At 45.7% G+C, this 12,504-nt stretch carries 17 protein-coding genes; 7 read left to right on the top strand and 10 right to left on the bottom strand.

Annotated elements, in window-relative coordinates:
- The first annotated feature begins 30 nt into the window (after positions 1–30).
- Entirely contained in the window at positions 31–429 is a 399-nt protein-coding gene (locus GACE_RS10105; RefSeq protein ID WP_048093179.1) for a PspC domain-containing protein, read from the top strand.
- Here GACE_RS10105 and GACE_RS10110 read toward each other — a convergent pair whose 3' ends face one another.
- From GACE_RS10110 to GACE_RS10125, 4 genes are all read right to left on the bottom strand, one after another.
- The gene (locus GACE_RS10110) at positions 430–1,545 is read right to left on the bottom strand and encodes an ABC transporter permease (protein WP_048093180.1); all 1,116 of its coding nucleotides are present in this window, start codon (positions 1,543–1,545) and stop codon (positions 430–432) included.
- Positions 1,523–2,209 carry an ATP-binding cassette domain-containing protein gene (locus GACE_RS10115; RefSeq protein WP_048093181.1) on the bottom strand — a complete coding sequence of 229 codons (687 nt, stop codon included), beginning with the start codon at positions 2,207–2,209 and terminating at the stop codon, positions 1,523–1,525. Before GACE_RS10115 ends, GACE_RS10110 begins: the two co-directional genes overlap by 23 nt.
- A complete protein-coding gene (locus GACE_RS10120; protein WP_048093183.1) occupies positions 2,206–3,459 on the bottom strand; it encodes a COG1361 family protein in 1,254 nt (417 codons plus the stop codon). The genes GACE_RS10115 and GACE_RS10120 overlap by 4 nt, the downstream gene beginning before the upstream one ends.
- A 68-nt stretch (positions 3,460–3,527) precedes the next feature.
- On the bottom strand, positions 3,528–4,811 hold the full coding sequence (locus GACE_RS10125; protein WP_048093185.1) for a bifunctional L-myo-inositol-1-phosphate cytidylyltransferase/CDP-L-myo-inositol myo-inositolphosphotransferase: 1,284 nt from the start codon (positions 4,809–4,811) through the stop codon (positions 3,528–3,530).
- A gap of 104 nt (positions 4,812–4,915) precedes the next feature.
- Here GACE_RS10125 and GACE_RS10130 point away from each other — a divergent pair, with 104 nt between their 5' ends.
- The gene (locus tag GACE_RS10130; RefSeq protein ID WP_048093187.1) at positions 4,916–5,269 is read left to right on the top strand and encodes a BlaI/MecI/CopY family transcriptional regulator; all 354 of its coding nucleotides are present in this window, start codon (positions 4,916–4,918) and stop codon (positions 5,267–5,269) included.
- Complete coding sequence (locus GACE_RS10135) at positions 5,266–5,913, top strand: M48 family metalloprotease (protein ID WP_048093189.1); 648 nt, start codon at positions 5,266–5,268, stop codon at positions 5,911–5,913. The genes GACE_RS10130 and GACE_RS10135 overlap by 4 nt, the downstream gene beginning before the upstream one ends.
- On the opposite strand, the gene GACE_RS11290 is transcribed toward GACE_RS10135, so the two are convergent.
- The 4 genes from GACE_RS11290 to GACE_RS10155 are packed head-to-tail and all read right to left on the bottom strand — an operon-like array spanning position 5,910 to position 9,151.
- Positions 5,910–6,329, bottom strand: coding sequence for a cytochrome c-type biogenesis protein (locus tag GACE_RS11290; RefSeq protein ID WP_052400291.1), 420 nt, complete (start codon positions 6,327–6,329; stop codon positions 5,910–5,912). The genes GACE_RS10135 and GACE_RS11290 overlap by 4 nt on opposite strands.
- Positions 6,326–8,281 (bottom strand): heme lyase CcmF/NrfE family subunit, encoded by a 1,956-nt coding sequence (locus GACE_RS10145; protein WP_052400292.1) that lies wholly within the window; start codon positions 8,279–8,281, stop codon positions 6,326–6,328. The genes GACE_RS11290 and GACE_RS10145 overlap by 4 nt, the downstream gene beginning before the upstream one ends.
- A gap of 12 nt (positions 8,282–8,293) precedes the next feature.
- Positions 8,294–8,725, bottom strand: a complete 432-nt coding sequence (locus tag GACE_RS10150) for a cytochrome c-type biogenesis protein (RefSeq protein WP_048093193.1) — start codon at positions 8,723–8,725, stop codon at positions 8,294–8,296.
- A 36-nt stretch (positions 8,726–8,761) separates the two neighbouring features.
- A complete protein-coding gene (locus tag GACE_RS10155; protein WP_048093195.1) occupies positions 8,762–9,151 on the bottom strand; it encodes a thrombospondin type 3 repeat-containing protein in 390 nt (129 codons plus the stop codon).
- Positions 9,152–9,287: 136 nt separating this feature from the next.
- On the opposite strand from GACE_RS10155, the gene GACE_RS10160 reads away from it, so the two are divergent.
- Positions 9,288–9,791, top strand: a complete 504-nt coding sequence (locus GACE_RS10160) for a helix-turn-helix transcriptional regulator (protein ID WP_048093197.1) — start codon at positions 9,288–9,290, stop codon at positions 9,789–9,791.
- A 28-nt stretch (positions 9,792–9,819) separates the two neighbouring features.
- Positions 9,820–10,332: a c-type cytochrome gene (locus tag GACE_RS10165; RefSeq protein WP_048093199.1), complete on the top strand. Its 513-nt coding sequence runs from the start codon at positions 9,820–9,822 to the stop codon at positions 10,330–10,332.
- Position 10,333: 1 nt separating this feature from the next.
- On the opposite strand, the gene GACE_RS10170 is transcribed toward GACE_RS10165, so the two are convergent.
- Entirely contained in the window at positions 10,334–10,939 is a 606-nt protein-coding gene (locus tag GACE_RS10170) for a class I SAM-dependent methyltransferase (RefSeq protein WP_048093202.1), read from the bottom strand.
- A 52-nt stretch (positions 10,940–10,991) separates the two neighbouring features.
- On the opposite strand from GACE_RS10170, the gene GACE_RS10175 reads away from it, so the two are divergent.
- A complete protein-coding gene (locus GACE_RS10175; RefSeq protein WP_048093203.1) occupies positions 10,992–11,465 on the top strand; it encodes a DUF411 domain-containing protein in 474 nt (157 codons plus the stop codon).
- A gap of 68 nt (positions 11,466–11,533) precedes the next feature.
- Here GACE_RS10175 and GACE_RS10180 read toward each other — a convergent pair whose 3' ends face one another.
- The gene (locus tag GACE_RS10180) at positions 11,534–11,929 is read right to left on the bottom strand and encodes a rhodanese-like domain-containing protein (protein WP_052400293.1); all 396 of its coding nucleotides are present in this window, start codon (positions 11,927–11,929) and stop codon (positions 11,534–11,536) included.
- Between the two features lie 251 nt (positions 11,930–12,180).
- Here GACE_RS10180 and GACE_RS10185 point away from each other — a divergent pair, with 251 nt between their 5' ends.
- Positions 12,181–12,504 (top strand): SHOCT domain-containing protein, encoded by a 324-nt coding sequence (locus tag GACE_RS10185; protein WP_048093204.1) that lies wholly within the window; start codon positions 12,181–12,183, stop codon positions 12,502–12,504.

Consider the following 12,504-nt stretch of genomic DNA (forward strand, 5'->3'; position numbering starts at 1 on the left):
TATATCTACCTGAGTGTTTGAACAGATGCTATGGAAAAAAGGCTTTACAGAGTGAAGGAAGACAGGATACTTTTCGGGGTGCTTGCAGGCATTGCAAGATATCTGGAACTTGATCCAGCCATTGTGAGGATCGCCTTCATCCTTTTATGCCTTGTTCAGCCCGTTTTCGTTCTCGGATACTTTTTAATGGCCATTGCGATTCCTGAGAAAAAAGCCGAAAACATTCCCGGAGGTCTGGGTGATGCTGAAACGCCCGCCTCTGACTACACGCCGGATGACCAGAAGAACAGGAACTTCATAGGCATCGTGCTTGTTGCCATAGGGGCATACGTCCTCCTTGAGGAGTACGTCTTTTTCCCCTTCGGCATCAGGGAGCTGGCAGGGCTGCTGATGGTGGCGCTTGGTGTTTACGTTCTCATAAAGAAATAATCATTCGTACCTCAGGGCTTCAATCGGTTCAAGGTTGCTGGCCCTCCATGCAGGATACAGTCCGCTGATCACTGCTGTGAGTATGCCGAAAAAGAATCCTTCGAGAGAAAATATTACTGTTGTGAGGTTGAAGATTGTTGCAACGTCTCCCAGTATGAGCTTTGTTATCAGGTAGCCTCCGGCAATGCTCAGGACTGCCCCGACGAGACTTCCTGATACTCCCAGAATCGATGCCTCGAGCAGAAAGATTTTCATGATGACCTTTTTCCTCGCACCTATTGCACGCATTATGCCAATTTCCTTCGTTCTCTCGATGGTTGACATGAGCATGATGTTCAGTATACTAACACCGGCCACGAGCAGGGACACTCCAGCTATTGCCATCAGAAACAGGTTCATCTGTGCGAACGCCTCATCTATTCTGTTCAGTATGGACTTCATCTCGAGAAGCTCCACTTTCTCATCTTTCATGTTGATTGTCCTTGATATGTATTTCTTGAAGGGTTCAATGTCCTCAATGTCCTTGACCTTTACAATCACTGCTGAATACTCTGCGGGATGTTCCTTCGGAGAAATTATCACAGCATTGTTTGGATTTATGTCGAACCTTGCCCCCTCTTTTTCGAGAATTGCGGAAATTCTGTATATCTTTCCGTTCAGGGTTATCTTGTCTCCCAGCCTTATTTTGAGGTCCTCTGCGAGGGACTTCCCTATTATTGCTCTTCCTGCCTTCAGATTTATAACTCCGGATTCCACCTTGAAAAGGTCAGCCACATTCTGTTCATCAAGACCGTAGACTGTTACGACTCGCCTGTCCCCCCGGAATAAAAGCTCAAAGGCATCAGCTTTAACGGGAATTACCTGAGAAACAAACGGAGACTTTTGTATGGTTTCTATGTCTCTGTCGTCAATGAATCTGTACCCCTCTTTTGGATTCGGGGAGATGATGATCTCATTGGCTATATCTCCAAAACTCTGGAGGACTGCTTTTTTCAGGTTGTCCCCAAAAATCCCTATGGATGTTATTGCAGTAACGCCTATGATAATCCCGATTATTGCCAGAACGCTCCTCACTCTCGCTCTGCTCAGATTTCTAATTGCCAGCTGAAGATACATTTATGATCCTCCCGTCCCTCAGTCTAACCACTCTATCTGCATAACCTTTCAGCGACTCGTCGTGCGTAACGAGGACGACTGTAACTCCCTCTTCGTTGAGAACCCTGAGGATTTCCATAACCTGTTTCCCGGTTTTTGAGTCGAGGTTGCCTGTCGGTTCGTCGCAGAGCAGGATTTCGGGATTGTTGGCAAGGGCTCTTGCTATTGCAACCCTCTGCTGCTGCCCTCCACTCATCTCCACCGGTTTCCTTTCCGCTTCTTTTTCGATTCCCACCAGTTTCAAAAGCTCCATTGCTCTTTCACCCCTTTCCTGCTCGCTTATGCCCCTGAAAATCATGGGTAGCTCGACGTTCTCTCTGGCGGTCAGAGTTGGAATCAGATTGAACTGCTGAAATACAAAGCCTATGGTGTCCCTCCTCAGATCTGTAAGCTCATCATCACTGAGCCTGGATGTGGCGACGCCGTTTATGTAAATCTCCCCTTCAGTTGGCTTATCAAGGCAGCCAATCAGGTTAAGCATTGTGCTTTTTCCACTGCCAGACGGCCCCATGATTGTCAGAAACTCTCCCTTCTCGATTTCCAGGTTTATGCCGTCAAGTGCCTTTACCTCGTAAAATTCCGTCCTGTACACTTTTTTGACGTTGTCGAATACCACAACCTTCATTTTCTCCTGAATGCCAGAATTGCAAGCAACACTATTGCCACCGACACGATTGCGGAGGCGTAGAGGATTTCTCTTCCTCCTTCAGCGTTTTTCAGTTCCACTTTTTTCTCCTCAGCAAATGACGAGATCGTCAGCACGTTACCTGCCAGGTTTTTCCAGCTGACCTCGATCGTTCCATTGCCCTCTGCCTTGAACGAGAACACTTCGTAATCCTCAGGAAGAATCGAACCGACAAAATAGCTTTTACCTCCAAAGCGGACTATGACGTTTTTAACCTCGGTTGATCCGAGATTGCACACCTCTCCTGTAAGTGTGCTGTCATCGAATTCATATCCGCATATCTGGACCGCACTTTCGTTAATTGTGTTGAATTCGAGCTTTTTCGTCATCTCATGTTCCTTTCCAAGTTCATCCCTGTATTTCAGCGTAACATCGGCGCCTTTTTCTGGCTGAACGTAGAAACTCCCTTCCCAGGTCTCGTTTGGCTTCAGCTCCGGAATGAACCTCTCGTCCCCACCAATGGTTATGCTTAGGGAATTTATCGGCGATTTTTTGAGGTTGGCTACCTTGACAGAAACCTCAACAGCCTCATTTGCGTATGCGTTACGATTATATGTAACGGAAAGGGTAACCCCAGATGATGTGATCCACACTGGATTCACTTCCTTAATGACACTGTGGATGTTATTTCCGTTGCTGTATTCTATTTCAAAACGGAGTTTTTCCGGTTTTTCTGGTGTGAAAACAAATTCAAAGTCGTTCCCATAACTTTCTGAAGGGGAAGCGTTGAATAGTGGTTTAATTCTTACCGCAGAATCCCAGATGGCCGAGACAGAAATCACGTTCTTTTCTCCGAGATATATCTCGCCGGTCTTTAGAACCAGTTCCGGTTCAGCGCTTTCGACTGTGAAAGGTATGTATGTCCTTATGATCCCGTTGTATGTTTTCACACTCACCTCAACAATATGTGTCCCCTCTTTTTCGGCTTTGAAGATGAACGGGAGGCGATATTCTGAGTTGGGGGGTATCACTCCCACTTCAGAGAAGATTCTCGGTGAAATGAGGTCTGAAAAGAATACAATGCTTCGGAGATTCTCCGGGATTGGATTCGGGTTTTTTATTATCAGGAAACATTCCACCTCATCGCCCACGAGTATTCTATCCTGGCTGATCTCGTATGTTACTGACACCTGGGCGGCTGCAGGGGCAATCAATATGAGGAGACCAATAATGAAAATCAATTTTTTCATATTTGTGTGAAGTGGTGCAGTGAATTTAATCTTTTCTCCTGAACATCGTCACGGGCCGAGTAAAGGGCTTAAGTGGACTCTCTCCACACTAACAGCAGTGTGAGGGCGACCCTGGTGAGTGTCAGAGCGGCCAGCAATGCGAACAGCTCCAAAACTGCGTTGAACACCAGAAAGACCATTGTCAGGAATATTCTTTCATCTCTCTTTCCGGGAATTTTTCTCAAAACCGGATAATCCTGAAAAATACTCCTTCCAAACGCCCCTCTGTATCTTTCAGAGGTGTAGCTCACCATGTAGCTGCCAAACGCTGCAAGGGAGAAAAGAACCCATCCGGATGTGTTGAGGCCAGAAGTATATGCGAGGCCAAGCAGAAAAAGGAAATCGACGATTCTGTCCAGATTTGAATCTATCCAGCCGCCAAACGAACTGCCCATCATTCTCGCCCGTGCAATTTCCCCATCAATGCCATCCAAAATTGAACTCAGCTGAAAAAATATGCCTGCAACGGGTTTGGAGAAAAATATCAGAAAAAAGGACGTTATTCCTGCAAGGAAGCTTATTAAGGATGCCTGGTTTGGTGTAAGGCTATCAATGACCTTTTCTGTAACCCTGATCGATATCTTTCTGTTCAGGTGCCTTGAAATGAATCCATCCTCTCCAGACTTTATGCTCCTCCTTATAATCTCCCTGTTTGCCCTTTCAAGTTCTTCTTTGGTGTCAACATCCATCCAGAATTTGCTCGAAACCAGTGTGACCTCCACTCTTGCTCTTTCCATTATTTCGGAAAGAGACACCTCTTCCTTGTCTTTTACAATTTCTTCAGCGTGCCTGAAAATTTCAGGTGTCAGTACAAAAAATCCGGTGTCAATGCAGTCGAAATCTTTCAGGTTCTTTCCTATTCTCTCTACCCTGCCATTTTTCACCCTTACTTTCGTGGCCTCGCTGATATCCACGAATTCCGGTTCAGGATCTCCAACCAGACCCTTCGCTCTCACTGCCTCTTTTATAAACTCTTCTTCGTAAACGTGGTCGCCCATTATCAGGATGAACTCCTCGTCGATGAAGTCTTTTGCCAGGTAGAGGGAATAACCGTTACCTTTTTCCGGATGGGCATTGGTGACGTATCTGAATTTGAAACCCTCTTTTTCAAGAAACTCCATGATCTGGGGTCCGAATTTAGGATTGATGACGAGAATGAACTCGCGAACCCCGCAATCCTGGAGCATTTTGATGTTTCTCCAGATTATCTCCCTTCCTCCCACCTTCAGCAATGCTTTCGGGCGACCTCCCATCCGCGTCCCCAGACCGGCTGTGAGTATCACTGCCTTTCTGGGAACATTTTCGGGGGTCATGCGAAAATATTGGGGTTTTATGAATATAAATTAATCCATGGAAATGCTGCTTGCAAGACCTTTTCAGGAAAGTGTTATATAGCATTTGATGTAAAATTATATCAATGGTGAAAAAGGAAAGAATAGAATTTGATGAAAACATATCTCCTCTATCACCACTGGAAGAAAGGATTATGGACTTTCTCTGGACCAATGGTCCATCTCCCATTGGGGTTATTTCTGAAAGTTTGAACGTTACAATGTCGAGTGTCGCCGCAACTCTCGACAGGCTTGTGAAAAATGGAATTGTCGAAAGAAGACAGGAAAAAGTAGATGGCAGAAGAAAGTTTGTTTATTATCCTCTGCTATCCAAAGACGATATGGTCAAAATGTTTGTGGAGAACATACTGGACAGGCTTGTTGAGAATTTTGGAGATGTGGTGGTGGAGTACTTCCACAGGAGAGGCATTAGGCAATGAACACCCTGGAGTGCACGATTGTCTGCTTCAAACAGTCAGGAATGATGTTTCCGATTCTGGTGATCACCTCCGGTGTTCTCATTTCTCTGGCAGGCTATTTTGCTGTCAGAGATAATATTGAAAAACTCAGATTTTACTGGATGGCGAACGTACTCGCCCTGTTCAACGCTCCGGTTGTTTACTTTTCTATGGCATGTGACATGCTGTTTTTCCTTAAACTGTACATCACGTATGCTTTTCTGGTCCTGACCGGAATTTTCATTTCTCCACACCTTTACAGGTATTATCTGAAAAAGAAGTATGGTTACGAGAGAGATGGAGAGCTTGAGAGGCTTGCAGGCCTTGAGAGGGTGTATCTTCTAAATACTTCATTTCCAAGAGCTTTTACAATGGGGAGAGATGTTTTCATATCTGCGGGGATGCTTGAAATTCTGGACGAGTCCGAGCTGATGGCTGTGCTGTATCATGAAAAGTTCCATGTAATTGAGAACAAGACTCCTTTCCTCAACAAGCTGAAGTTTCTGACGTTTTTGCCGTTTTCACAGGAAAAAATCGAGAAAATGGCAGACGAGTATGCGATCAGGATGGTCGGTAGAGGTCCACTGGAAAGAGCAAAGAAAAAGTTGGAAGAGTTCTACGGTTAATGTTCGAGCTCCAGATCCTCGTAATCTTTGTTGATAATCTCGTCAGGATCTGCGTACCACTCTGACCTCCTTCTCTTCAGTATGGCGTACAGAACGATCAGACCTGCCGAGATGAGGACTACCGGATAGTACCAGAGTCCCGCAAAAACACCTTCTTTGGGAGGATTGGCCAGAATCTCCTTACCGTATGTTGACTGAAGTTCAGCTATAATCTCTTCCTTTGTCATACCCGAACCGATCATCTGGTTTATCTCTTCTCTAAGTTTGGCTGCAGTTCCGCACTCACAGCTTTTCAGTATCATGCCGCAACCGCATGTACAGAGCACGTCACTCTGAATGTCGTCGAGGGTTACTGCAAGAGCTTTGCCACCTGCGATTAAAAGTAAAAATAGGACAATCACTGCTTTCAATTTCATGAAACCACCTCTTCTTTTTTCTTTGTACCTTCGAACAGCCCTCTGACGAATCTCCTCGGTATCAGAGCAAACACTCCTCCAGCGGTCAAAATCCAGCTTCCAAGCCATATCAGGTTCACAGTAGGTTCGATTTTGACTGTCAGCAGAACCGAATTTTCATCTATTCCATTCAGGATGAGATAGAGATCTTTCGGGAATTCCGTATGGATGTACACCTTCCTTATCTGTTCTCCGTTGCCCGCTTTATACAGCTCTATTGCGGGTCTGGCTTCACCGAGCAGTCTTCCGTCTTTCCATATCTCGATCTTTGCCGCCCATGTTGTTTTTAGCGGAGTGTCTTCATAGTCCGGTGCGGAGTATATCAGGGTGTATTCTCCAAAGTTTGCTGGCTGGTGTATCTGGAGCCTTACGTTCTCGTATTCTTGGGCGTAAATTCCACCCGCAATGCCGATGAAAACCAGGAGCAGTCCCAGATGGGCAGTATAACCTCCGTATCTTCTTCTCCTCCTGAGGACGATCTTGATCAGACTCAGGTTGCCGTACTGTTCTCTGAAGCTGGTCGTATCCCAGATGTATTGCTGAAGGTGAGTGGTTATCGCAAACAGGAATGAGGAAATTGCTATCACCATCTCAAACCTGTGTCCTACTGCGATTGAGTATACAAGTCCTGCAATGAATGCGGCTGCAGGCAGTCTGAGTCTCTTCAGAAGTTCTTTACCAGAGGTCCGTCTCCACGGGAACGCTATGCACAGTCCAAGCAGGATTATGAGGAAGAACGCAAGAGGCGTGATCACCGTGTTGTAGAATGGCGGGCCGATTGTGACCTTGTATCCCGTGATACCCTCGCTTATCAGCGGGAATATTGTACCCCAGAATACTGTGAGTGCTGAGGTAACGAGTATCAGATTGTTGAACAGAAATGTGGCCTCTTTTGAAGCTGCAGCTTCGATTATGTCCTTGCTTTTTATGTAATCCTTACGCTCGTAGATTATGTACAGCGTTATTGCGAATACGGCAAAGAGCATGAATGTGAACGGGGGTGTGAGGTTGCTCTGCCCGAATGCGTGAACGCTGCTTATTACTCCGCTCCTCGTAATGTATGTCCCGAGGATGACGAATTCAAAGGTCATGAATGCCAGAATTATGTTCCAGAGCTTCATGCCTCGTCTGGCTTCCTGAATCATGACACTGTGCATCAGTGCAGAGAGAGTTAGCCACGGGAGGAGTGAGGAGTTTTCCACAGGATCCCATGCCCAGTAACCGCCCCAGCCGAGGACGTCATACGCCCAGAGCGCTCCCCAGAATATGCCCTGAGTAAGCCAGATCCACGTGAACACTATCCATTTTCTCCCCCTGTACACCCAGGTGTCGTTGGCTGTCATCACACCTGCAAGTGCCAAGGCATACACCAAAGCTGAGCCAGCGTATCCCAGGAACAGTGTTGGTGGATGAGCCGCCATTTCGGGGGTCTGGAGCAGAGGGTTAAGTCCGGCTCCATCTGAAGGCATAAATCCGAGGTCCCGGAACGGATTCTGGATTGAAATCAGCAGTGTGAGGAAGAACAGGGCAATGATGTTCACTATCATTAGTGTGTATGCAGAGAGAAGGTCTTTTTTCTCCATTCTCACATAAGCAACCGCGTAACCCATTATCAGAACTGTCCAGAGCAGAAGGGAACCTTCAGAACCGGCCCAGAACGCAGTTATCTTGTAAGCTGCAGGAAGTGCTATGTTTGAATGATATGCCACATACTCTATTCTGAAGTTATCTGTGAGGAAGTAATAAACCAGCAGTGCTGAGCTGACCAGTGTCGCTGCTGCAGATAGATAGATGGCTTTCTCTCCGTTTTTGAGGTATGATGCTCTCTTTTCCTTTATACCGAAGTAGTACGCTGCGGTGGAGTAAAGCGTACTGATGAATGCTATAAACAGAAAAATATATCCTATATCCACGATTTCACCTCCTCATAATTCCCAGTCGTTATCCTTTCCTGGCTTCTTTCCGCCTTTTCTGCCTTTATTCTTGGATCTGCTTCCGAGCTGATATGCGATTATTCCCGTTATAACAATTGCGGCCAGATAGAATGGTAACGGGTTCACATTGTTGTTTCTTGAGGCAGATTTTATCGCCTCCAGTTCAGCGTTTACGAGAATGGCGCTACCGTACTGATTTACAAATTTCTGGATGATCTCGTCCGGAGTCTTTCCTGACGTAAGCTCTCTCGAAATCTCTGTTTTTGCTGCGACTGCAGTTTCGCATTCACAGCTGTACAGAATCTCTCCACAACCGCATGGACAGTATATCTTTGTTTCAACGTCAAGCGGTGAGTATGCTGAACTTGCCACTCCAGAAAATATTATCAGGATCGCTACCAGTTTGACCAGTTTTTTCAACATCCTATCACCTACTTTACAGTCAGTGAAAAACAGTATTTAAATCTTTCTAACTATCAGCATTGCCAGGTATATGGCGAACAGAGCTGCCAGCACCTCCATTCCTGGAGCCTCTTTTCCCGGTTTGGAGTCGGGATCTCCCGGAAATGTGCCTGAACTGAGTTCCTGCTGGTTTGTGTATCCATCTCCATCACTGTCTTTGGTGAGGAGCCTTTCTCCCTTTCCAAGTTTGGCATAGTCTGCCCCAAAACTGTTCAATCCTCCATATCCAGAACTCTGGACATGACAGAGGGTGCACTTCTTAATGCTGTCGCTGTATTCTTTGAAATCCTTCATGTACTCTGGCCTTGCATCCACCGGTGCCAGGAGTAGAAGGGACACCAGCAGAATTACGGCCGTTACATTTCTCCAGCGTTTCCACACACTCATCTGCTCATCCTCCTGTTTACAGCAGGTGTAAATCGAGAAATATAAGTCTTTCCGGTGCCAGAATGTTAACAGGCATATTGGATTTTTAACATTCCGAGGAGGATAAGTTTTATTTTCAGCAGGTGGAAGTTGCTTTATGAAAAATGAACATCTCATTTCGATCATTGCGGGCCTCGTAATGCTTGTACTCTCATACACTCTCGTTCCGCAGGCGACCCCTCACATGATGATGTACTCCCCATACTACAGCACTCTGCCATCCATACTTGCTGTTGCGGGAATATTGCTCGTGGTCATACCTATCATCTTTGCCGTTCAGTCAGAGCGCTGTGAGGATCCGGAAGGCGGGAAAGATTTGAAGAATCATGAAATAGCACCTGAAAAAGAAACTCCTGAAGCCAAAAACTGCGTTGAAACACTCGCAGTTGCGGAAAAACTCCTCGAAGAGGACGAAAAGAAGGTGCTGAAAATCATTGCGGAAAATGAGGGCATAACTCAGGACAGTCTGCATTTCAGAACAGGCTTCTCCACATCGAAGGTATCCATGATTGTTAAAAAGCTCGAGGAAAAGGACTTGATCTACCGTGAGAGGTTTGGAAAGACATACAGGCTCTATCTTAGTGACTGGGTGAAAAGTTAAATATCTATACGTTTGTATTATGTAATGTATGGAGAGAAAAGAAATTGTATTTTTGCTGATGGGGTTTGCCATCGGTCTGGTGGCAGGGGCATTCATTGCCGGTCTGACATACAGCACCTATCCCGGCTGGATGCCTGGAATGCAGTACATGCCCGGGATGCAGTACACCCCAACGCCATACTCGGCTGAGTACAAGACCAATGGCGAAAGGATATTCCTTACCGGAGTGAATGAGAATGGTGAGAGGATCCCCTTTGTTGGGGGACCGCAATGGCTATACATGCACGGAGGTGGCTGTGCCAGCTGTCACGGTGCCGACGGCAGAGGCGGGATCTATCCCATGATGTGCGGGGTGAAAACACCCGACATCAGGTACTCGACCCTGACTGAGAAGCACGGTATGAGCGAGGAGAATATAATTAAAGCGATAACCCAGGGTGTTGATGACGAAGGAGATGAACTGGACTACTGCATGCCGAGGTGGCAGATGAGCGAGGACGACCTGAACGACCTGATCGCATATCTCAAAGAACTTGGCTGACTTACTTTTCAGCAATGATAATTCTGAAAACCGATGTCCTTAGATATTTTTCTTCAAGAATTTTGAAACCCGTTTTTCTTATATTTTCTGCGGTTTTCCTGTTTATTTCCGGGCCTATCGCCCTGAAAATCGGATTGATGAAATCCATGAATTTGCCTGCAAAATCGTTTTCGCACCTCATGTGTTCGAGGAAATAGGCCTTTCCGCCTTTTTTAAGGACCCTGTGTAGTTCTCTCAATCCAGCGAGAGGATTTTCAACAGAGCAGAAAACGAATGTAGATATTATTCCATCAAATGATTCATCTTTAAATGGAAGAGTTTCCACATCTGCCACCACCAGGTCTATTTCTCTCCCAATGCGTCTTGACTTTATGGCTGCTTTTTCGAGCATTTTCCTGCTGATGTCCACTCCGACGACCCTCCAGTCTCTGTAATGCTGAATGTTTTTGCCGGTCCCGATTCCCACTTCCAGGATGTTTCTGCCCTCAACGATTTCCATGAGCTCCTCTCTCCATCTGGAAAGGGCAAAAACCTCCATGGGAGATTCCATGAGATCATATACTCTCGCTATTCGGTCATACTTCTTTTTATCTGTGCCTTTCTTCATTAGCTTTACATTTGATGCAAAACTTTAAATAGTTTTCACCCTGATACCTGGTATGAGGAAATCATTCTATTTGATTGCAGGAATTATGGTTCTTTTAGCTGTCATTGCAATTAATGTTTTTAATCAGAACTCTGCCCCTGAAAGCTCAGAGAGTGACTGGAACCGTGCTATTACTCTTTACAAGACGCAGTACTGTGGTTGCTGCGAGCAGTACATAGCCTATCTGCGTGAAAATGGCTATAATGTCGAGGTTGTTAATGTCGATGATCTGCCGGCTCTTTTCGATAAATACCGGGTTCCGGACGATATGCGCAGCTGTCACATCTCTGATCTGGGAGGATACTTTGCGGTGGGGCACATACCAACAGAGGCAATCGAAAAATTGATGGAAGAGCATCCGGCGGTTGATGGCATATCTCTCCCGGGAATGCCTTCCGGTTCTCCGGGAATGCCTGGTAGCAAGGAAGAACCCTTTGTGGTCTATGCGCTGAAAGACGGGAATGCTGAGGTCTTCATGACTCTTTGATGTGTAAAAACTGGGAAATATTTACCCATTTATTTTTCTGCAGTCTGGTGTATGGCATGGTATCGGTATTATATCCTGTATCCCGCTTGTTTCCAGGCGTTAACTCCTCCATCAAGCTCATATACGTTTTTATAACCCATTTCTGTTAGCTTGGATGCAGCAATTTTGCTCATAAATCCACTTCTGCAGTATACCAGTATCTTTGTGGACTTGTCTTTCGGTAGCAGGTCTTCTGAGCTTTCTATTCTGTTGTAGGGTATCCAGGCATCGGTCCCGGGGATGTGCTTCTGCTCAGGCACATGCACATCTATCACAAAAACGTCTTCGTTCTGCATCATGCGGTGAAACTCTTCGGGTGATACAGAATGATACTCCTTTTCCCCGGTGAAGGGAATGAGAACATTGTAGATTACGAATCCTGATACAATGGCAATTCCCGCAGCAACCAGAATCTTTGAGTTCATGGTATCACTTCACGTGAATCTGGCGTTTCGTTGATTTTTTTATATGTCATGAGTTATATTCTATGCTTCGATGGATAATAATCTTTTGTTGTCGTTCAAATTTTTCCGGCATTCTTGAACTGTTTTTTTTCGGCGGTGAAGATTTGTGGCTGTGGATGGTACAACATTTGAACGATTGTTCATCCGTTTTTTCAAAAAGCTTGGGCGGGCAGATAAAAATATATATGCGACATAATGTAAAAATTAATTTCATGAACGGATTTGGGATGACCCCCTTCGGGTTTGGATTCTTTGGTTTTGGTATGCTCTTCTGGTGGATCCTCTGGGTTGTCATAGCCTACCTTGTCTACCAGGACGCAGAGAAGAGGGGAATGAACGGACTGCTGTGGTTCATCCTCGTTTTGATACCGATGGTCGGAATAGTTGCACTGATAATCTATCTGATTGTGCGAGAGACTCAGCCCCAGGTAAAGGAGGAAACGAAGTCCTCCCTCGAAATACTGAAGGAGAGGTATGCGAAGGGTGAGATAAGCCATGAGGAATACGAGAGAATGAAAAAAGAACTTCAGGAATAG

Source organism: Geoglobus acetivorans (assembly GCF_000789255.1).
GTDB classification, from domain to species: Archaea; Halobacteriota; Archaeoglobi; order Archaeoglobales; family Archaeoglobaceae; genus Geoglobus; species Geoglobus acetivorans_B.